The organism is Streptomyces sp. NPDC050315, from assembly GCF_040655775.1.
GTDB lineage: Bacteria > Actinomycetota > Actinomycetes > Streptomycetales > Streptomycetaceae > Streptomyces.
The window spans coordinates 829,382-849,265 of record NZ_JBFAKN010000003.1 but is presented as its reverse complement, the minus strand read 5'-3'; the positions used below and the strand labels follow the sequence as shown (position 1 = coordinate 849,265).

Annotated in this window: 17 protein-coding genes; 7 read left to right on the top strand and 10 right to left on the bottom strand. The window is 71.6% G+C overall.

What is annotated here, in order from left to right; translation table 11 throughout:
- Positions 1 to 49 precede the first annotated feature (49 nt).
- The 3 genes from AB0I82_RS15015 (at position 50) to AB0I82_RS15005 (ending at position 2,109) form a co-directional block, all read left to right on the top strand.
- The gene (locus tag AB0I82_RS15015) at positions 50 to 805 is read left to right on the top strand and encodes an IclR family transcriptional regulator (protein WP_363257651.1); all 756 of its coding nucleotides are present in this window, start codon (positions 50 to 52) and stop codon (positions 803 to 805) included.
- 74 nt (positions 806 to 879) lie between these two features.
- Positions 880 to 1,290 (top strand): hypothetical protein, encoded by a 411-nt coding sequence (locus AB0I82_RS15010; RefSeq protein ID WP_363257650.1) that lies wholly within the window; start codon positions 880 to 882, stop codon positions 1,288 to 1,290.
- A gap of 144 nt (positions 1,291 to 1,434) precedes the next feature.
- Positions 1,435 to 2,109: a DUF6766 family protein gene (locus tag AB0I82_RS15005; RefSeq protein WP_363257649.1), complete on the top strand. Its 675-nt coding sequence runs from the start codon at positions 1,435 to 1,437 to the stop codon at positions 2,107 to 2,109.
- Between the two features lie 18 nt (positions 2,110 to 2,127).
- Here the strand turns inward: AB0I82_RS15005 and AB0I82_RS15000 are convergent, their stop codons facing one another.
- From AB0I82_RS15000 to manD, 5 genes are all read right to left on the bottom strand, one after another.
- Entirely contained in the window at positions 2,128 to 2,619 is a 492-nt protein-coding gene (locus AB0I82_RS15000) for an ATP-binding protein (RefSeq protein ID WP_363257648.1), read from the bottom strand.
- A 75-nt stretch (positions 2,620 to 2,694) separates the two neighbouring features.
- Positions 2,695 to 3,741: an L-idonate 5-dehydrogenase gene (locus tag AB0I82_RS14995; RefSeq protein WP_363257647.1), complete on the bottom strand. Its 1,047-nt coding sequence runs from the start codon at positions 3,739 to 3,741 to the stop codon at positions 2,695 to 2,697.
- On the bottom strand, positions 3,738 to 5,135 hold the full coding sequence (locus tag AB0I82_RS14990) for an MFS transporter (RefSeq protein WP_363257646.1): 1,398 nt from the start codon (positions 5,133 to 5,135) through the stop codon (positions 3,738 to 3,740). The genes AB0I82_RS14995 and AB0I82_RS14990 overlap by 4 nt, the downstream gene beginning before the upstream one ends.
- A 90-nt stretch (positions 5,136 to 5,225) precedes the next feature.
- Complete coding sequence (locus AB0I82_RS14985; protein WP_363257645.1) at positions 5,226 to 6,689, bottom strand: mannitol dehydrogenase family protein; 1,464 nt, start codon at positions 6,687 to 6,689, stop codon at positions 5,226 to 5,228.
- Between the two features lie 5 nt (positions 6,690 to 6,694).
- Positions 6,695 to 7,903, bottom strand: coding sequence for a D-mannonate dehydratase ManD (gene manD / locus AB0I82_RS14980; protein WP_363257644.1), 1,209 nt, complete (start codon positions 7,901 to 7,903; stop codon positions 6,695 to 6,697).
- Positions 7,904 to 8,103: 200 nt separating this feature from the next.
- Here manD and AB0I82_RS14975 point away from each other — a divergent pair, with 200 nt between their 5' ends.
- Positions 8,104 to 8,826 (top strand): GntR family transcriptional regulator, encoded by a 723-nt coding sequence (locus AB0I82_RS14975; RefSeq protein ID WP_363257643.1) that lies wholly within the window; start codon positions 8,104 to 8,106, stop codon positions 8,824 to 8,826.
- A gap of 68 nt (positions 8,827 to 8,894) precedes the next feature.
- On the opposite strand, the gene AB0I82_RS14970 is transcribed toward AB0I82_RS14975, so the two are convergent.
- Entirely contained in the window at positions 8,895 to 10,520 is a 1,626-nt protein-coding gene (locus AB0I82_RS14970) for an amidohydrolase (protein WP_363257642.1), read from the bottom strand.
- Positions 10,521 to 10,540: 20 nt separating this feature from the next.
- Positions 10,541 to 11,185 carry a TetR family transcriptional regulator C-terminal domain-containing protein gene (locus AB0I82_RS14965; RefSeq protein WP_363257641.1) on the bottom strand — a complete coding sequence of 215 codons (645 nt, stop codon included), beginning with the start codon at positions 11,183 to 11,185 and terminating at the stop codon, positions 10,541 to 10,543.
- A 70-nt stretch (positions 11,186 to 11,255) separates the two neighbouring features.
- Here AB0I82_RS14965 and AB0I82_RS14960 point away from each other — a divergent pair, with 70 nt between their 5' ends.
- Positions 11,256 to 12,707, top strand: a complete 1,452-nt coding sequence (locus tag AB0I82_RS14960) for a cytosine permease (protein ID WP_363257748.1) — start codon at positions 11,256 to 11,258, stop codon at positions 12,705 to 12,707.
- 271 nt (positions 12,708 to 12,978) lie between these two features.
- On the top strand, positions 12,979 to 15,594 hold the full coding sequence (locus AB0I82_RS14955; protein WP_363257640.1) for a hypothetical protein: 2,616 nt from the start codon (positions 12,979 to 12,981) through the stop codon (positions 15,592 to 15,594).
- A 31-nt stretch (positions 15,595 to 15,625) separates the two neighbouring features.
- On the opposite strand, the gene AB0I82_RS14950 is transcribed toward AB0I82_RS14955, so the two are convergent.
- A complete protein-coding gene (locus AB0I82_RS14950; protein WP_363257639.1) occupies positions 15,626 to 17,074 on the bottom strand; it encodes a PLP-dependent aminotransferase family protein in 1,449 nt (482 codons plus the stop codon).
- Between the two features lie 103 nt (positions 17,075 to 17,177).
- On the opposite strand from AB0I82_RS14950, the gene AB0I82_RS14945 reads away from it, so the two are divergent.
- Positions 17,178 to 17,999: a DMT family transporter gene (locus AB0I82_RS14945; RefSeq protein ID WP_363257638.1), complete on the top strand. Its 822-nt coding sequence runs from the start codon at positions 17,178 to 17,180 to the stop codon at positions 17,997 to 17,999.
- A gap of 18 nt (positions 18,000 to 18,017) precedes the next feature.
- On the opposite strand, the gene AB0I82_RS14940 is transcribed toward AB0I82_RS14945, so the two are convergent.
- Together AB0I82_RS14940 and AB0I82_RS14935 are read right to left on the bottom strand one after the other, a co-directional pair.
- On the bottom strand, positions 18,018 to 18,944 hold the full coding sequence (locus AB0I82_RS14940) for a fumarylacetoacetate hydrolase family protein (protein ID WP_363257637.1): 927 nt from the start codon (positions 18,942 to 18,944) through the stop codon (positions 18,018 to 18,020).
- A gap of 7 nt (positions 18,945 to 18,951) precedes the next feature.
- Positions 18,952 to 19,884, bottom strand: a complete 933-nt coding sequence (locus AB0I82_RS14935; protein ID WP_363257636.1) for a VOC family protein — start codon at positions 19,882 to 19,884, stop codon at positions 18,952 to 18,954.

Genomic DNA, 19,884 nt, shown 5'->3' with positions numbered 1-19,884 from the left:
CGCGTCAGCAGGCGTTCCATTGACCGGGACGGTCGGTCACACTCCTCGGATGGATCAAGGCAATGGCGCGACCGGGCGCGGCAAGCGTCCCCCGAGCGGAGATCCGGTCGTCGACCGTGCGCTGTCCCTGCTCGCCGCCTTCGGCTCCGAACACCGCGCACTGGGACTCAACGCACTCGCCCGCCGGGCGGGCCTCCCGACCAGTACGGCCTCCCGGCTCGCCGCCCGACTGCACGAGTGGGGCGCGCTGGAACGCGACGACCAGGGCCGTTACGTCATCGGGCTGCGGCTCTTCGAGGTGGCCTCGCTGGCGCCGCGCAGCCACGGGCTCCGCGAGATCGCCCTGCCCTATCTGGAGGACCTGCACGAGATCACGCGCCAGCACGTGCTGCTCGCGGTGCGGGACGGCGCCGAAGCCCTGCTCGTGGAGCGGCTCTCCGCCCACGGCGCTGTGGAGACCGCCTACCGGGTGGGCGGCCGGATGCCGCTGCACGAGACCGGTGTCGGGCTGGTACTGCTCGCCGCGGCCGATCCGGACGTGCGCGCCGGGCGGATCGCCCGCGCCGAGTCGCCGTCGGCCGCGCTGCGGCTCCGCCGGCGGCTGGCGGAGGTACGGAACACCGGCGTCGCCCTGTTCGAGCGGGAGCAGCCGGCACCCGTCTCCTCCGTGGCCGTACCGATCCGGGGCCGGGGCGAGCAGGTCGTCGCGGCGGTCTCGATCGTGGTCCCCGCGAACGCCCGCCGGGCGCGCGCCTACGAGCAGGTGGTCAGGGCCACCGCCATGGCGATCTCCCGGTGTGTCTGACATCCCGTGATGTCCGGAGACTTCATGATGAATGCATTCATCCGGCCGACCGCGGAGCGTGGAGCGGAGGCGCTGTGGGAAGACGGCGATGGCTGTACGGACTGCAGGTCCTGTGCGCGGGGACGCTCCTGGCCGGGTGCGGCGGCGCCGGCGAGCGGGTGACGGATGTCGCCGCCTCGGTGGCGGATTTCGAGCGCGCGCTGAGAACGGGTGACGCGGAACGGGCCTGCGGGCTGCTGGCGCCGGAGACGCGGAGCGAGCTGGAGGACTCCGAACGGATGCCGTGCCCGGAGGCACTTCCGGACCAGCGCCTTCCCACGGGAGCGGTGGCCCGCGGGTTCGATGTCCACGGCCGTCAGGCCCGGGCGGTCCTGAGCGGCGACACCGTGTTCCTCTCCCGGTTCCCCGGCGGCTGGAAAGTCGTCGCCGCCGGATGCACGGCTCGCGCGGGCAAGCCGTACGACTGCACGGTCAAGGGAGGCTGACGCTCGTGCGCACGACGTTCACACTGCTCCTGGCCGTCGTCGTGGCGGGCCTGGGCTACTTCATCGCGGTGGGACTGATGCAGCGGTGACCGGGAGAGTCGTCGGGCGAGTCGGCGGAACGAGTCGGTGGCCGAAGGAGGCTCGATGCGTGAATTCTTCCGCAGTAACGGTCTGACCTGGGCTTTCCTCGGAGCTTTCCTGCTCGCCCTCGTCGGCCAGGCGGTGGCAGGACATGCGGAATTCAACAACCAAATGACCGCCGACGGGCTGGCCCACGTCGATTTCCTCTCCTACCTGGCCTCTTCGGACTTCGCGGTCGACGTGGCGGAGAACTGGCAATCGGAGTACCTGCAGTTCTTCCTCTACGTCTTCGCGACCGTCTGGCTGGTCCAACGAGGCTCTCCGGAGTCGAAACCACCCGGCAAAAGCGGGACCGAGTCGGACAAGGACCAGCGCGTGGGCCAATACGCGAACGCCGACTCCCCACGCTCGGCGAGCGCGGGCGGCCTGCGCCACGCGCTCTTCTCACGCTCCCTCGGCCTGGTCATGAGCGCCCTCTTCCTGCTGTCCTGGTACGCCCAGTCCGTCGCCGGCGCGGCCGCCTACAACGAACAGCAGCTGCGCCGGCTGGAAGCGCCCGTCGACTGGGCCGGGTATGTGGGCTCGGCGGAATTCTGGGACCGTACTTTCCAGAACTGGCAGTCCGAATTCCTCGCCGTCGCCTCGATGGCCATTCTCTCCGTCTACTTGCGCCAACGCGGCTCACCGGAATCGAAGCCCGTCGGCGCGCCCCACTGTGCGACCGGGGTGGAGGGCTGACCGGTCGGGCGCTCGGTTTTACGAGTGCCGGGTGCCGTCGGCCGGTCGTACCGTGAATCCGCCGCGCCCGTCGAACCGCACCTCCAGTACGGTGTCGAACCCGTCCGCCGGCGACGGCCTGCGCAGCCGCCGCCAGGTGGCCCGGACACCGACATCGGGCACCCGCTCCCGGCCCTCCCGCGCGGCGTTGCGGCGCAGCGAGCCAGCGAGGTCCGGGGGGAACCAGTACGCCGTCACCGGCACTCCGTACGCATGGCCCATGGCCACCAGCGGACCCCACTCCTCCGGCGTCGGATTGGTGTTGTCGACCGCCACCGGCCGCCCGGCGGCCAGCGCCTCCGCGACCAGCCGCATCTGCCGCGCCTGCTTGTTCCGGGCCGAGCGGGGAAAGCGGTCCTTGCTCACCAGGGCGTGCCGGCCGGCGAGGTGCTGCTCGTAGAAGGTGGTCTTCCCGGACGCCTGCAGCCCGACGAGCACGGACAGCACCGGTCCCATACTGTGTGGCGGCATCCGCTGTGCACCTCCTCACGTCACGCTTCGTCCCGGACCGTCCGGCACTTTCATGGTGCCGGACGGCCGGGGCCATTACGCGGCGCCGGGCGGTGTCGCGGCCAGTCGCAGCATGACCTTGCTGCTGCCGCTCGTCCGGTCGGCGGCGACGGCCAGGGCCTCGGCCGCCCGGTCGATGCCGAAGCGGTGGGTGATGACCGGTGACACGTCGAGGCCCTGGTGCATGGCGAGGAGCGCTTCGTCGATCTCCTCGACGAAGCGGTACGAGCCGATCCAGGTGATCTCCCGTGTGACGAGGTCACCGAGGGCCGCGGGGACGGCCGTGCCGGGGAGGTTGCCGACCTGGACGACGGTGCCGCCGCGCGCGGTCGCCCGGAGGACCGGGCCGAGCGCGGCCGCGGCGCCCGACGCCTCGAAGACCAGCTCGATGTCCTCGGGCAGCGCCTCGCCTTGGGCGAGATCGACCGTTGCGTCCGCGCCCATGGCCCGGGCGACGGAGAGCGACGTGGCGGAGAGGTCGGCGGCGATCACCCCGCCGGCCCCGCGGTGTTTCGCGGCGGCCACCACCAGGGCCCCGATCGGGCCCGCGCCATTGACCAGTACCGTCTTCCCGCGTATGTCCCCGGCCCGGTGCACGGCGTGCATCGCCACCGCGAGCGGCTCGGCGAGGGCGCCGTGTTCGGTGGTGACGTTCTCCGGGAGCGGCCGGATCCGGTCCGCGCGGACCACGCGGTACTCGCTGAACCCGCCGTCCGTGTGCGGATGGAAGGCGGCGGAGCCGAAGTAACGTATGCGCGGGTAGAGGTTCGTACGGCCGGCGAGCCGGTCGGGCAGCGGGTCGTCGCCGACCGGCTCGGCCGGGTGGACGGTGACCGGCTGACCCTCCGTCAGCCCGGTGACGCCCTTGCCGAGCGCGGCGATCCGCCCCGCGACCTCGTGCCCGAGGACGAGTGGGTCCTTGAGTACTGCGGTACCGGACCCGCCGTGCTTCCAGTAGGCCACGTCGGAGCCGCAGATGCCGCCCCACTCCATGGCGAGGAGTACCTCTCCCGGACCCGGCACCGGGTCGGGGCGTTCGTCGATCCGGAGGTCACCGGGACCGTGCACGACAACCGACTTCATACCGCGTCCTCCAGACGCACCAGGTCACGCCCGCGCGATTCGGGGGCGAGGACGACGAACACCAGGGTGATGAGCGAGTAGCCGACCAGCATCGCCGCGATCGGCCACCAGCTGCCGGTGACGGCGGTGAGGGTGGCCGCGACGACCGGGCCGATGGCGGTGGCGAGGATGCCGCCGATCTCCTTGGCCAGCGCGAGCTGGGTGAACCGGGTCCGCGCGCCGAACAGTTCGGCCATCGTGACGCTCTCCAGCGAGAAGAGGCCGAGGACGCCGACATTGAGGCCGACGATCATGCCGACCGTCACCCCGGCCGTGGTGCCCGAGGCGATGAGGAACATCACCGGGAAGGCGAGCCGGATGGTCAGCACGGTGAGGGCGAGGTAGACCGGGCGGCGCCCGAAGCGGTCGCCGAGCAGGCCGACCAGCGGCACGGTGGCGAAGCCGATCAGCGAGCCGTACACGATGGCGTCGGTCGGGACGGACCGGTCGGCGCCCAGCGTGGTGGCGATGTAGCCGACGAGGAAGGTCTGTACGAGGCCGGAGTTGCCGGCCTGTCCGAACCGCAGGCCGAGCGCGAGGAAGAACGCCTTGCCCTTGCGCTGCCGCAGACCGGCCTCGATGACGCTCTCGCGCTCCGGCTCGACGGCCTTGTCCGCCACCGCCGCGGCGGCTTCGGTACGGGACATCGCGACCCCGTCCACGACATCGGGCCGCTCCTCGAAGACCGGGCTCTCCTTGAGGTTCCGGCGCAGCCAGACCGCGAAGATCATCAGGCCGAAGCTCAGCAGGAAGGGCAGTCGCCAGCCCCAGGTGATCAGTTGTTCCTCGCTCAGGACGGCGAGGAGTATCGCCCACAGGCCGGAGGCGGCCAGCGTGCCGGAGTTGGTGCCGAGGGAGACCAGCGAGGAGATCAGGCCGCGGCGCTTCACGGGCGCGTACTCGGCGAGCATGACCGTGGCCCCGGCGATCTCGGCGCCCGCGCCGAAGCCCTGGATGAGCCGCAGGGCGACGAGCAGGATCGGCGCGAGGATGCCGATCATGCTGTACGGCGGCAGCACGCCGATCAGCGTGGTGGACGCGCCCATCAGGAGGATGGTGAGGAAGAGGACCTTCTTGCGGCCGATGCGGTCGCCCATCCGCCCGAAGTAGAGGGCGCCGGCGAGCCGGGCGACGTAGCCGACCCCGTAGGTCGCCATGGCGGCGATCAGCCCGATCGCGGGGCTGACATCGGGGAAGAAGATCTTGTTGAAGACGATGGCGGCCGCCAGCGAGTAGAGCTGGAAGTCCATGAACTCCATGGCCGTGCCGAGCCAGCCGGAGACGGCCGCTCTGGTGAGATCGCGCGTCGTTCTTCCGACGGTGCCGTCCGGCTCCGCCTGGGTGGTGTCCGTCATGGGTGAACTCCGTTGTTCTTACTGCACTTCGGGACTTGCGGGACTTGCGGGACTGCGGGATTTACGGGCTTGAGGGCTTGCGGGGGCGGGTCAGAGCTCGATGCGGCCGGCCCGCAGCGCGGGGAGCCGGGCGGCGACGGCGGCGACGAGCGCCCCGTCCCCAGCGGCCAGGTCCGCCGCGCCGAGGGCCCGGAGCAGCCGGCGGACCGTGTCCTCGGGGCCCGCGCCCTCGTGCCAGCAGCGCGCCAGGGCCGGGGCCGCGGGGTCCGTCGTACCGAACAGCTGGCCGCCGTCGGCGTCCGGGCGGGTGGCGTTCGCCCAGGCCGCCAGCGCCAGTTCGAGGACCGGCGTGGCGGCGGACGCGGTACGCAGCGTGCGCAGCGCGTCGAGCCACCGCTCCGGGATCTTCAGGGACCCGTCGGAGCCGATCTGCCGGAGCAGGTGCCGCACACCGGGGTTGCGGAACCGTTCGACCAGGTCGTCCGCGTAGGCCGCCGGATCGGGGCCGCCCGCGGGCAGCGTCGGGGTGACCTCGGCGCACAGGGCGCGGACGAGGCGCTCGCCCCAGCCGGTCGCCAGCGCGTCCGCGATCGTCGTGCACCCCGCAGCCGCGCCGAGGTAGGCCAGCGCCGAGTGCGAGCCGTTGAGCAACCGCAACTTGGTGAGCTGGTACGGCACGACGTCCGGTACGAACAGCGCGCCGTCCAGCTCCCACGGCGGCCGCGGCCCGGCGAAGGAGTCCTCCAGGACCCACTGCCGGTACGGCTCGCCGACGACCGGCAGCCCGTCGTGCACGCCGAGCGCGGCGTGAGCCGCGCGCAGATCCGCTTCGGTGGTCGCGGGCACGATGCGGTCCACGATGGTCGCGGGGAAGGCGACCGAGGCCGCCATCCAGTCCAGTACGGCCTGCCGGTCCGGCCACGGCGCGGCCGCCACGAAGTCGCGTACGACGCGGCCGAGCGCGGCGCCGTTGGCGGCCATGTTGTCGCAGGAGACGACGGTGACGGGGGCACCGCCCGCGCGCATCCGCGCGGCGAGCCCGGCGGCGAGCCGCCCGACGACGGTGGTGAGCGCGCCCGTGGCCGCGGCCGCGAGGTCGGCGGCGATCTCCGGCGCCGAGGTGTCCAGCGCGCCCGTGTCGGGGCTGCGGTAGTAGCCCTTCTCGGTGATCGTCAGGGTCACCACGGTGACCTCGGGGTCGGCGAGCAGCGCGTCGACCCGTGCGGCGTCCGGGCGCATCGCCAGCGCTTCGACGACCGACCCGACGGCGCGGGTGACGGTCTCCGCCGGGCGCAGCTCGGTCAGCGAGTACAGGCAGTCCTGGGCCCGCAGCGCTGCCGCGGTCCGGGCCGAGCGCGGCGCCACGACGGCGATGCCCCACGGCTCACCGGAGCGGGCGGCGGCGTTCTCGGTGTAGACGGCCTGGTGGGCGCGGTGGAAGGCGCCGAGGCCGAAGTGGACGACACGGGGGCGCAGCTCGCGGGGGTCGACGGCCGGACGCAGCTCCGGCGCGATCCGGCCGAGCGCGGCCAGGTTCAAAGAGGGCGTGGTCACGGCGCTCACCAGTCGTGCACCGAGCCGTCCAGGCGCCGTGCCACGGGGAGATAGCGCGCCTGGTAGGGGAAGCGCTCGGCGGCCTTCTCGTCGTACTCGACGCCGAGCCCCGGCTCCTCCGACACATGCAGCATGCCGTCGGCGAAGGTGACGCCGCTGCGGAAGACCTCCGCCGTCTCGTCCGCGTGCGCCATGTACTCCTGGATGCCGAAGTTCGGCACCGCGGTGTCGAGGTGGACGGCGGCGGCGAGGGTGACGGGGGAGAGGTCCGTCGCCCCGTGTGAACCGGTCCTGACCTGGTACAACGCTGCCAGGTCGAAGATCCGCCGCAGATGCGTGAGGCCACCCGCGTGCACGACGCTCGTGCGCACGTAGTCGATGAGCTGCTCGGTGATCAGGCGCTGCACGTCCCAGATCGAGGTCAGTACTTCCCCGACCGCGACCGGCGTCGTCGTGTGCTGCCGGATGAGCCGGAACGCTTCCTGGTTCTCGGCCGGCGTCGGGTCCTCCATCCAGAACAGCCGGCAGTCCTCGACCTGCTTGCCGAAGCGGGCCGCCTCGATCGGGGTGAGCCGGTGGTGCACGTCGTGCAGGAGGTGGAAGCCGAAGCCGCAGCGCTCGCGGACCGCCTCCAGGTAGGTGGGTGCGAAGCGGAGGTACGCCTCGGTGTCCCAGGGCTGCTCGTCGGGGAGCGAGGTGGCGGCCGGCTCGTAGACCTTGCCCTTGCGCACTCCGTACGTACCGCCGACGTCCGGGACCGCGGCCTGGGCGCGCACGGCCTTGTAGCCGAGGCCGAGGAACCGCTCCACGTCGTCGATCAGGGACGCGGTGTCCGTGCCGCTGGCGTGTGCGTAGACCATGACGCCGTCCCGCGAGCGGCCGCCGAGCAGCTGGTAGACGGGCAGGCCCGCGACCTTGCCCTTGATGTCCCACAGGGCCGTGTCGACGGCGGAGATCGCGGTCATCGTGACCGGCCCGCCGCGCCAGTAAGCGCCCCGGTAGAGGTACTGCCACATGTCCTCGATGCGCGCCGGGTCCTTGCCGATCAGCAGCGGTACGAGGTGGTCCTTCAGGTAGCTCGCCACGGCGAGCTCGCGGCCGTTCAGCGTGGCGTCGCCCAGGCCGGTCACGCCGTCCGAGGTCGTGATGCGCAGGGTGACGAAGGTCCGCCCCGGCGAGGCGACGAACACCTCGACACGCTCGATCTTGCTCACAGGTTCCTGCTCCTTCGGAGACCTCGGGGATGGTGGCGCCGCGTCGACGGGTGCGGCAGCTCGCCTGGTCCGACCACTGGCCGACCGGCACTGGTATACAAGCATTGGTCGAGCAGGTGCGCAATACTTTGGAAACGTCGCTTGGAACACCGAACGACCAGCGTGGACGGGAAGCCCGCGGGCCCCGATACGATGAGCGCATGGCCCGATCGAACCGGCAGCGAACCAGCCGCCGCGCCGTCTACGAGACGCTGCGCCGCAAGGTTCTGACCCTCGAACTCCCCCCGGGCGCCGCGCTGTCCGAGAACGAGCTCGCAGCCGCTCTCGGGGTGAGCCGTACGCCGGTACGGGAGAGCCTCATCCTGCTGTCGCAGGAGGGCCTGGTGCAGATCTTCCCGCAGGTCGGCTCGTTCGTCTCGCGCGTCGACCCGGCCAAGGTCGCCGACGCGCAGTTCCTCCGCGAGGCGGTGGAGCTGGCGGCCCTGGACGACCTCCCGGGCCTCCCCGCCGAGCTCGACGCGGACCTCGTCGAGGAGCTGCGGAGCAACCTCGCCGAGCAGCAGCGCCCGGGCCTGGACCTGGAGGACTTCTTCGAGCTCGACGAGGCGTTCCACCACGCCCTGCTGCGGCTCAGCGGACACGGCAGCGCCTGGGCGACCGTGGTCTCGGCCAAGGGCCACCTCGACCGTGCCCGCCGCCTCGGCCTCTACGACACCGCCACCCCGACGGGCTTCGCCGCCCAGCACGTCGAGATCTTCGAAGCGGTGCTCGGCGGCGACGCAGCGCTCGCCCGCTCGGCCATGCGTACCCACCTCAGGGCGGTCTTCGACGACGTCGAGCGCGTCCGCGCCCGCTCGCCCGAACTCTTCGCCAAGGACACGGGCTCGGTCCCGGTCCGCCGCAACGTTGTGGTGTGGGAGTAGGCCGCACCAGCACTACGGCCCCCGTTCCTCCGCGTCAGGAGGAACGGGGGCCGTTGTATGAGGGTGCGTCAGAGGCTCGCGGCGCGGTGGGTCGGGCGGCCGTCGAGGACCGTGAGGACGACCGGGAGGCCGGCGAGGTCGGCGGCCGGGGTGGTGAGCGGGCTGTCCGCGAAGGCCGTGAGGTCGGCGCGGTGACCGACGGCGAGGCGGCCGGCCGCCCGCTCCTCGCCCGCCGCGTAAGCCGCGTTGACGGTCACGGCCTGGAGGGCTTCCAGTGCGGTCAGCGCCTGGCCGGCGCCGTGCGCGGGCTGGGTGAGATCGCGGGTGGGGCGGCGGTGGCGGGCCCCGGCCATGACGGTCAGCGGCGGGTACGGCGCGATCGGCCAGTCCGAGCCGAGGACGACCGTGGTGCCGGCGTCCCACAGATCGCGGCAGCGCCAGGCGCGCCCGGCCCGCTCCTCGCCGAGCCGCCGGGACCAGTTGTCGGTGTGATCGGCCCGGGTGAAGTCGCAGCAGTGGGTGGGCTGCATCGACGCAATGACGTCCAGCTCGGCGAAGCGGCGCACGGTGTCGTCGGGCACGGTCTCGATGTGCTCGATACGGTGCCGGACCGGCCCGGCACCCGCGGTGCGGGCCTTCTCGACGGCGTCGAGGGCATGGCGTACGGCCGCGTCGCCGATGGCGTGGGTGGCGGTGGGTATGCCCGCGCGGTGCAGCTCGCCGATGACCTGGGTGTACGCGGCCGGGTCGGGCCAGAAGGCGTGCGTGGACTCGCCGTGGCAGTCGGGGCGCTCCAGCCAGGCGGTGCCGTTGTCGATGGTGCCGTCCATGAAGAGCTTGACGCCCGCGGTCCGCCAGAGCCGGCCGCCGGTGCCCTGCTGCTCGATCAGCGCCCGCAGCGCGTCGTCGTCGGTGCCGGGCTGGCACCAGGGCGCGACCCGCAGCCGCAGCGGCAGTTCACCGGCCGCGTCCAGTTCCGCGTACAGGTCGAGGCTGTCCCCATTGGCGTCCATCGCGTGCCCGCCGGTCAGTCCGGTGGCGGCCATCTTCCGCAGTACGGCGGCGAGTTGGTCGCGGCGCTCCGACCGGGTGGGCCGGGGCGCCGCGCGCTCGACGAGCTCGCAGGCGGCGTCCTCCAGCAGCAGACCGGTGGGGCGCCCCGCGTCGTCGCAGACGACCTCGGCGGCCTGCGCGAAGGTGCGCGGCCCGGCCACGCCCGCGAGTTCGAGCGCGCGGGGGCTGGCCAACATGGAGTGGGCGTCGAAGAGCAGCAGGAGGGCCGGGATGCCGTCCAGTACGGGGGCGAGCGCGGCGGACTCGACGGGGCGGTCGCCGAAGACGTTCGGGTCCAGGCCCCACGCGTGCAGCCATGCGCCGGGCGCGAGCGTGCGGACCTCGCGGGCCAGTGCCTCGCGTACGGCCGCCAGGTCGGCGCAGCCCGACAGGTCCAGCCCCTGGGTGAGTTCGGCGCCGGACACCGGGTGGATGTGCCCGTCGACCAGGCCCGGGGTCACCACGGCGCCCTTCAGATCAATCACCGTGGTCGAGGGCCCGACGAGCGCGCGTATCGCACGGTCGTCGCCCAGGGCGGCGATCCGCCCGTCCTCGGACACGGCGAGGGCGGTCTCCGGCAGGAACGCGCCGGTCGCCGGATCGAGCAGTCGGGCGGAGAGCAGGACGAGACGGGGGCGCACAGCGGCTCCTTGCGGGGTGGTCAGTTGGGGGTGGTCCGGGCGAGGGTGCCGCTCGGCAGGCCGAGTTCGCGTTCCGCGGTGGCGACGGCCATCCCGGCCACCGCGGGCGGACGGTTGACGGTGTGGGCGTGGGTGTTGACGTGGGCCCCGAGGCCGTCGATCACCACCAGGATCTGAATGGCCGTCATGAACGGGTCGTCCGTACGGAATTCGTCGCGCTCGACGCCTGCCTGGATCAGGCCCGTCAGGCGCTCCCGCCACGCGGCCTCCTGCACGTTGACGCGGTCGCGCAGGACGGGCCGGTAGCGGCTCAGGTGCCGGGCGTTGAGCCAGAGCCGGCTGATGTCGTCGTACGCCTCGCCCGACGCCTGTGCGAAGAACCGGGCGAGGTGCTGTGTAGGTGTCCCGTCGGGCCGCTCGGCCGGGATGAGCCGGTCGAGTTCGGCGCTCGCCGCGCTGCCGAACGCCTCGGCCACGAGGTCCTCCACCGCGGGGAAGTAGTGACTGATCAACCCCGGACGAACAGCGAGCTGCTCGGCGATCCGCCGCAGGGTGAGGCACTCCAGCCCCTCGGTCAGGGCGACGGCGGCTGCCGCCTCGACGATTTCCGCACGTCGGTCGGCCGGTGATTTCCGAATTCGCTTGCGCTGAACGCTTGACGGCATATCCCGGATGCTATTGAGTGTCCGACCAATAAGCAAGCAGGCGGGCATGACCAGCACCCCGGAGGGCTCCATGGCGTCCACGCTTCCCGATCCGCAGCCGGACACCCACAGAGCGGGCGATGTGCCGCCCGCCTCCGACCGGGCGGGCCGCATCGAGGCCCACGGCATCGACCACATTCCCGACGCGGAACGCCACGGCAAGGCACGCCGGCTGTTCTCCGTATGGGCGGCGGCGAACGTCAACTACCTCAGCCTCGTGGTCGGCGGCGCTCTCGTCCTCATGGGCCTCACGCTGTGGCAGGCCCTCGCGGTACTCGCGGTGGGCAACCTCTTCTGGATACTCACCGGATTCCTCGCCGTCTCCGGCCCGGCCGCGGGCGCCCCGAGCGAGGTGGTCACCCGGGCCATGTACGGCGTGCTCGGCAACCGCGTGAACAACGCGGTCGTCGGCTGGCTGATCTCCGTCTGCTACTTCGCGCTGAACCTCTCCGCCGCGGCGGTCGCCGCCTTCTCCCTGGTCGAGAAGGTCGGCATCACGACGACCACCACCGTCAAGGTCGTTGTCATCGTGGTCATCGCCGCACTCACGCTGACCATCAGCGTCTACGGGCACGCGCTGATCATGAAGCTGTACCTGCCGATCACCCTGGTCCTCGCCGCCGTCTTCGCAGTAGTCGCCGTCAGCGTCGTCGGGCACGCCGACTTCTCGTACACCCCCGAGGCACCACTGACCGGCATCGACCTGTGGGCGACCGTCCTCGCCGGCGTCACCCTCGTCGCCTCGGGCCCGCTGTCGTACACCACCAGCGCGGACTTCTCCCGCTATCTGCCGCGTACGACGTCCAAGAAGGCGATCGTGGGATGGACGGCGTTCGGCGCCTTCCTGCCCAGCATGATCGTCTGCTCCCTGGGTGCCTTCGCCGCGACCGTCGTCGACATGACCGACCCGCAGAGCGGGCTGGAGAAGATTCTGCCCGGCTGGTTCACCCCGGTCTTCCTGCTCGCGCTGGTCCTCGGCACGATCGCCATCAACGCGCTGACCGCCTACAGCGCAGGCCTGGCCATCCAGGCGGTCGGCATCCGCATCCGCCGCTCCGTCAGCGTCCTCGCCGACGGCGCCGCCTCCGTCGCGCTGACCCTGTACGCGCTGCTCGTCTCCAACTTCCTCGACACCGTCAGCAACGTCCTGCAGCTGACCGTCGTCCTGCTCGGCCCGAGCATGGCCCTGTACGCCACCGACATCCTGCTGCGTCGCAACCGCTACGACGGCCTCGCGCTCACGGACGAGTCCCGCAACAGCCCCTTCTGGTACACCGGCGGCGTCAACTGGTCGGGCGCCCTCGCCCTCGCGGCCGGTGTCACCGCGTCCGCCCTCTGCGTCAACACCCTCTACACCGGCCCGATCGCCACAGCCTTCGGCGGCATCGACCTCGCCCTGCCCGTCGGCATGGTCGTGGCCTCGGCGACCTACGCACTCCTGATGCGCCGCGAGACTGCTCGCGCGGGTGCTCAGAACCCGTAATCCGCCCAGTTCTCCACGAAGTCGACCGCGGCACCGCTCCTGGACCGCCTGCGCCGACGCGGATCCCGAGGAACGCGAACAGTTCCTCGCTCTGCTGCGGCGGGCGGTGCAGGGGCGGCAAGGGCGTTAGGGGGCCCCGCACTTCCGTCGGCCCGGGTTCGTGAAAACCGCGGGTAACCCTTGACGTGCTCGCAACACGCGCCTAACTTCACCGCAACTCTTGTAGGCACTCCGCCTGCTGGATCCATCTCTCTCTTCACAAGGTGAATACATGATCGGTGGACGACGGCGCAGGAGAGCAGGGCGGCTTCTCGGCGGCGGGGCGCTGGCCGTGGTGCTTGCGATGGTGGCGGGCGCGGCCTCCACGACGGCCGGCGCGGCGGAGCCCGGAGCCGCGTCCGGAGCCGCGTCCGGTGACCGCTCCGCGGGCTGTGGCTCACCCGGTGGCACCGGCCGCTTCGCGGACGGGACCGGCTCGGCCACGCTCACCGTCACCCACGTCAGCGACGCCTGCCTGCGGACGTACAAGCTGGTCAGCTCGGTGACCGGCGAGCGGACCTTCGCCGAGAGCGCGGACCGGCCGACGTTGCGTTCGGGGTCGGTGCTGCTGGACGGGCTGTACGCGATGGCCCACGACGAGGCGAAGCAGAACGCGGCCGACCGGCTCACCGACGGCTCGTACAACGGCGGAAAGCCGGTGCCGTGTCCGGGCGGCTGCTACATCACCGGCAAGTCCTGGACGTACGTCTGGACCCGGGACGTGGCCTACTCCGCGGACCTCGGGCTGACCGCAGCGGACCCCGAGCGGATGCGCAACACCCTTGCCTTCAAGCTCAGCGACCGGCGCGACGGTTCCGGCGACACCCAGATCATCCAGGACACCGGCACCGGCGGCAGCTACCCCAGTTCCACCGACCGCGTGGTGTGGGCGCTGGGCGCGAGCGAGATCCTGGACTGGCTGCCGGACGGCGAGCGGGCGGCGTTCGCGGCCACGGCGTACGACGCGATCCGCAACACCGTCGAGCACGACCGCAAGGTCGTCTTCGACCGCGGCGACGGCCTGTACAAGGGCGAACACTCCTTCCTGGACTGGCGCGAACAGAGCTACCCGGACTGGACGAAGGACGACGTGGCGACCATCGCCACCTCACGCTCGCTGTCCACCAACGTCGTCCACTGGGCGGCGATCGACGCGGCGGCACGCCTCGCGCGCGGCGCCGGTGACGCAACGTCAGCCGCCAAGTACCGCGACTGGGCGGACCAGTTGGCGTCGGCGATCCGCACGAAGTTCTGGCTGCCGGAGCGGGGCCAGTTCTCCCAGATGCTCACCACGGAACTCGACACGGCACCGGCGGACCGCTACGACGCGCTGGGCACCTCGCTGGCCGTCCTCACCGGCGTCGCCACGCCGCAGCAGGCGCGGCAGGCCGTCGCGAACTACCCGCAGACCCCGTACGGCCCGTCCGTGCTCTGGCCCCAGCAGCAGGGCGTGCCGTCGTACCACAACAACGGGATCTGGCCCTTCGTCACCTCCTACATGATGCGCGCGGCGGCCAGGACCGGGAACGCCGCCGTGGCGGACCTCCAGGCGCGGTCGCTCGTGCGGGGTGCGGCGCTGTTCGGCACCAACAAGGAGAACATCAACCTCCTGGACGGCGGCACCAAGACCGAGATCAACTCCGACCGGCAGCTGTGGAGCATCTCGGGACTGCTGTCGATGGTGCAGCAGAGCCTCTTCGGCGTCGACGCACGCCCGGACGGCCTGCACATCGAGCCGTTCCTCCCGGCCCGGCTGCGCGACACGTACTTCCGCGACAGCAACCAGGCAACTCTTCAGAACTTGAACTACCGCGGCCACGCGCTCGACATCGCACTGGACCTTCCCAAGAGCCGGGCCAACGGGGCGGAGGACGAGGGAGCTTTCAAGGTCAGGTCGCTGCGGCTGAACGGCAAGCGGCTGCCCGCCGGTACCCCGATCACCGAGGAAATGCTCGGCGAGGGCGGTGGGCGCGGAAAGCTCGTCGTCGAACTCGGCCCGCCGGCCGCCGGTTCCACCGACCCCGCCCCCAAGCCGGTGGACATCACCTCGAAGGAGGCGCTGTACGGCCCGACCACCCCGACCGTACGCGGCATCGCCCCCAAGGACGGCAGGCTCCAGCTGTCGGTCGACATCGGCGACGAGAACCCGGAAAACGTCACCATGGACGTCCTCCGCGACGGCCGGGTGATCGCCGAGGACCGGCCCGTCACGGCGGCTGGGCAGGGAACCTGGACCGACCCCTCGTCCACGGACTTGGAGGATGTCTCGCACTGCTACAGCGTCCGGCTGCGGTACACCTCCAGTGGCAACACCTCCCAGCACGCGAAGCCGCGGTGTTACTGGGGTCCGGACGACGACCGCGTCACCAAGGTCACGGCCGACCAGTTCGATGTCACGGGCGGCCATCGCACCACGGGCGAGCACGGCGTGTACTACGCGGACTGGGGCACCGCTCCCGGTGACCGGATCACGGCCCGCATCACGCCCGAGGCCGACGGCGAGTACCTCCTCCAGGCGGACGCCGCGGTCGGCGGCCCCCTCAACACCGGTGTGGCGAGCGGCATGAAGATGCTCCGCGTCCTCGACGACACCACAGGGCGTCTCGTCACCGAGCAGGTCATCGCCATGCCGAACACCGGCAGTTGGCAGTCCGTACGCGGCTCGACCTACGCCAAGGCGCGCCTGCAGAAGGACACGAGGTACCGCCTCGAACTCGTCCAGCACCCGCTGGCCGTGAACATGAGCTACTTCTCCGCCAACGCCCACTACAACGACACCCGCACGGGCCCGTCCAACTACAGCGACGTGTACGCTTTGAAGGCCACACTGAAGCAACGCAACGGCTAACGCGCCGCGGGCTGGGGTCCCCGCTCCCCCCTCACACCCCGGGCAGGGCCTCGCTGAGGCGTTGTACGCCCTCCTTGAGTTGGGCCGGGCCCGGGGTGCTGACGTAGCTCAGGCGGAGGTGGGGGGCCGGGGGTTCGGCGGTGAAGTACGGGGTGCCGGGGGTGACTGCTACGCCGTGGCGGAGGGCGGTTGCGGCGACGGTGTGTTCGTCGGTGCCGTCGGGGAGGCGCAGCCACAGGTGGTAGCCGCCGTGCGGAGGCCGGGGCGGTACGAGTGCGGGCAGTGTGTCGGCGAGCGCGGTGAGCAGGGCGGTGCGGCGCTCGCGCAGGGCGGTGGCGAGTGCGCGCAGGTGGCTGGTCCAGGCGGGGGAGCCGACCAGTTCGAGGGCGGTTTCCTGCAACGGGCGGGGGACGAAGAAGCTGTCGACGACCTGGATGGCGCGCAGCCGTTCCAGTGCCGGGCCGCGGGCGGAGAGGGCTCCGATGCGCAGGCTGGGGGAGGCCGCCTTGGTGAGCGAGCGTACGTGGACGACGACGCCGTCCGAGTCGTCGGCGGCAAGGGGGAGTGGCAGTGGCGGGGAGTCGGCGTGCACCAGGCGGCGGGCGAAGTCGTCCTCGATGACGAAGGCACCGGCAGCCCGGGCGATGTCGAGTACCTCGGTGCGCCGTTGGGGGGAGAGGACGGTGCCGGTGGGGTTGTGGAAGAGGGGCTGGCAGACGAAGACCCGGGCGCGGGTGGCCTCGAATGCGTCGGCGAGCAGGTCGGTGCGTACCCCGTCGGCGTCGACCGGTACCGGTACGGGCCGCAGCCCGGCGGCGCGGGCGACGGCGAGTATGCCGGGATAGGTGGGCGACTCGACCAGGACCGGAGAGCCGGGCGCGGCCAGGGCCCGCAGCGCAGTGGTGAGGGAGCTCTGGCCCCCGGCGGTGATCAGCACGTCCGAGGAGTTGAGCGAGCCGCCCGGCCCGCTGATGTCGCGCGCGAACCACTCCCGCAGCTCGGTCAGGCCCTCCACCGGGGGACGCGACCACGTCCCGGGCCTGCGGCCGGCCCGGGCCAGCGCGGCGGCCAGCGCACGTTCCGGCTGGAGCGTGGCGTGCAGATAGCCGCCGTTGAGGTCGATGACCTCGGGCGGTGGGGTGGTGAGGGTGGCCAGGACACCGGCGGCGTCCATGTTGCGGGGCCCCGCGTCGACGGTGGAGTGCGGGGGATCCGCGCTCAGCGCCACCTCCTGCCAGGAGACATCGCCGAGCGCGCCCGCGACGCGGCGCGCGGTGGCCTTGAAGACACCGGCGCCGGGCCGGGAGGTGACGAGCCCCTCGGCGGCGAGGGTCGCGATGGCCCGGGAGACGGTCACCGGACTGACCTGGTACTGCGTGACCAATGCCCGGCTCGACGGGAGCTTCTCCCCTTCCGGATAGCGGTTCAGCTCATTCCGCAAGGTCGCGGCCAATTGAGCGACACTGCTACTCTCATTCATGACAGTACAAGATAGCGCTACTCAGTCTTCGGCGATAGCGGTCGGGAGCGCTACTCCCCGGAACGGAAGTGCCCGCAGCGGTACTCTGCTGGCCGCTCTCGGCGTGGTTTCTTTCTCCTTCAGTTTCCCGGCCACCGTGTGGGCCCTGGACGGCTTCGGCCCGTGGACGGCGACCGGCGTACGAGGTCTGCTGGCGGGGCTGCTCGCCGCGGCCTGCCTGTACGGGGCCCGGGTGCCGGTGCCCGCGCGGCAGCACTGGCCCGCCCTGCTCACGGTGGCCGGCGGCTGCGCCATCGGCTTCCCGTTGCTGTCCACGCTCGCCCTGCAGACCTCCACCACCGCGCACTCCGCCGTCGTGATCGGCATGCTGCCGCTGGCCACCGCCGCCGTCTCCGCGGTACTGACCGGCCGACGGCCGTCGCGCGTGTTCTGGACGGCCGCCGTGCTCGGCGCCGTTGCCGTGGCCGCCTTCACCCTCCAGCAGAACCACGGCCTGCCGACCCTCGGCGACCTCTACCTCTTCGGCGCCCTGCTGGTGTGCGCCGCCGGGTACGCGCAGGGCGGCCGGCTCGCCTCCCACATGCCCGGCTGGCAGGTCATCGCCTGGGGCGTCGTCGCAGCGCTCCCCGTATCCGCCCTGGTCACCGCCTTCGCCCTGCCCGCGGAGCCGGTGCAGCTGACCGGCAAGGCGGTCGTCGGCATGGCCTACATCGCCCTCATCTCCCAGTTCGGTGGGTTCGTCGCGTGGTATCGCGGGATGGCCGTCATCGGGGTGCCCAGGGCGAGCCAGATCCAGCTCGCCCAGCCCCTGTTGACCCTGGTCTGGTCGGTCCTGTTCATGGGGGAGCAGCTCGCTCCCCTCGCCGCCGTCACCGCCCTGATCGTGCTCGGCTGCATCGCGGCCACCCAACGCGCCCGCAGCTGACGCACTGTCGGGAGTCGGTCACGGCCGGGTCCTGGGGCGCCTGCGGGCGGTGGGCAGGGGTACTGGGGCGGCCCCTGCCACCACCGTGTTGGACACACTGCCGAGACCCTCGACGGTGAGGGTGACGGTGTCGCCGGGCTGCAGTGGTGGTGGCGTACGGTCGCCTCGCCGGCCCCACAGCTCGGCGAGGCAGCCGCCGTTGCCGCAGGTCCCGGAGCCGAGCACATCGCCGGGCATGACATACGTGCCGCGCGACGCGTAGGCGGCCATCTCCTCGAAGGTCCAGCTCATGTGGGACAGCAGGTCCCTGCCGACGACCTCGCCGTTGACGGCGGCGGTCAGGGCGAGGCGGAAGAATCCGTCGGCATCGCGGTACGGCTCCAGCTCGTCCGCCGTCACCAGGTACGGGCCCAGCGTCGTGGCGGTGTCCTTGCCCTTGCAGGGCCCGAGGCCGACCTTCATCTCGGCGGACTGGAGGTCACGCGCCGACCAGTCGTTGAGGACGGTGTAGCCGACGATGTGCTCGCGAGCCTGCTCCGGCGTGAGGTCGCGGCCCGCGCGCCCGATGACGGCGGCCACCTCCAGCTCGAAGTCGAACAGCCGTGATCCCGGCGGCATGGGGACGTCATCGTACGGACCGATGACCGCGTAGGGGTTGGTGAAGTAGAAGACGGGGGCCTCGTACCAGGCGTCCGGCACGCCGGAGGCCCCGTCGACCGACCGTCGGACGCCCTCGACGTGTTCCTCGAACGTGACGAAGTCCCGGACGGTGGGCGGCTGGACGGGCGGCAACAGTCGTACGTCGGCCAGCGGGACGGCGGGGCCCACCGGCCGCACCCCGACGGCGTCGACCGGCGCGATGCCGTCCGGCAGGGCACGTACGACGGTGTCCTCGACGACGCCGCACCGACGGCGGCCCTGGTGGAGGTAGCTGGCTATGCGCATGGGTGCCTCACACCGGCGGGGCGACGAACACGCCGCGGTCGACATCGTTGAAGGACTCCTTGGCGATCAGCTCGTTCATCGGGTTCGCCGTGCCCCACTGGTCGGTGACCTCGGGCTGCGAGAAGTCGTAGATGTGCGGATGCCAGGTGTCCTCGTCCAGCAGCTCCAACTCCGTCGTGTACTCGACGGTGTTGCCGTGCGGGTCGAGGAAGTACGTGAAGGTGTTGTCACCCGCCATGTGCCGCCCGGGGCCCCAGATCTTGCGGTGGCCCGCGCGCATCACCCGGCCGGAGCCGCGCATGTACTCGTCGATGCCGCGCATCTCGAACGAGACGTGGTGCAGGGCGGTGTGCGGGCCCTGGGCGATGGCCATGGAGTGGTGCTGGTTGCTGATCCGCATGAAGTGCATGACCTCGCCCATGTGGGGTGAGGAGAGCGTGTCGGAGAGCCGGAAGCCGAGGTGGCGCTCGTACCACTCCCGGGTGCGGTTGAGGTCGGGGGAGTTGAGGACGACGTGCGACAGCTTGACCGGGATCGCTTCCTTCTCCTCGATCTTGCGGTGCTGTCGGACCTCGACATCGGCGGAGACCTCGATGGTGCGTCCGTCGATGTCGAAGAAGCGGAAACCGTAACCGCCGCCAGGAGTGTCGACAGTGCCGGGTCGCGTTATCAACTGCGCGCCCCCTGCGAGCAGTTGCTCGGCCAGCGTGTCCACGTCGGCCGCGCTCGCCGCCCCGTACGAGACGAGGTCGAGGCGCTTCTCGTCGGCCTTCCGCAGCCGCACGACGTACTGTTCGGGTGACCCCTCCGCGGCCAGGAAGGAGATGCCGGAGTCCTCGGCGACCTTGGTCAGGCCCCAGATGCCGGCGTAGAAGTCGAGCTGCTTGTCGTAGTCGGGGACGGCGAGATCGACGTGTCGGAGGTGGGTGAGCGGGCGCAT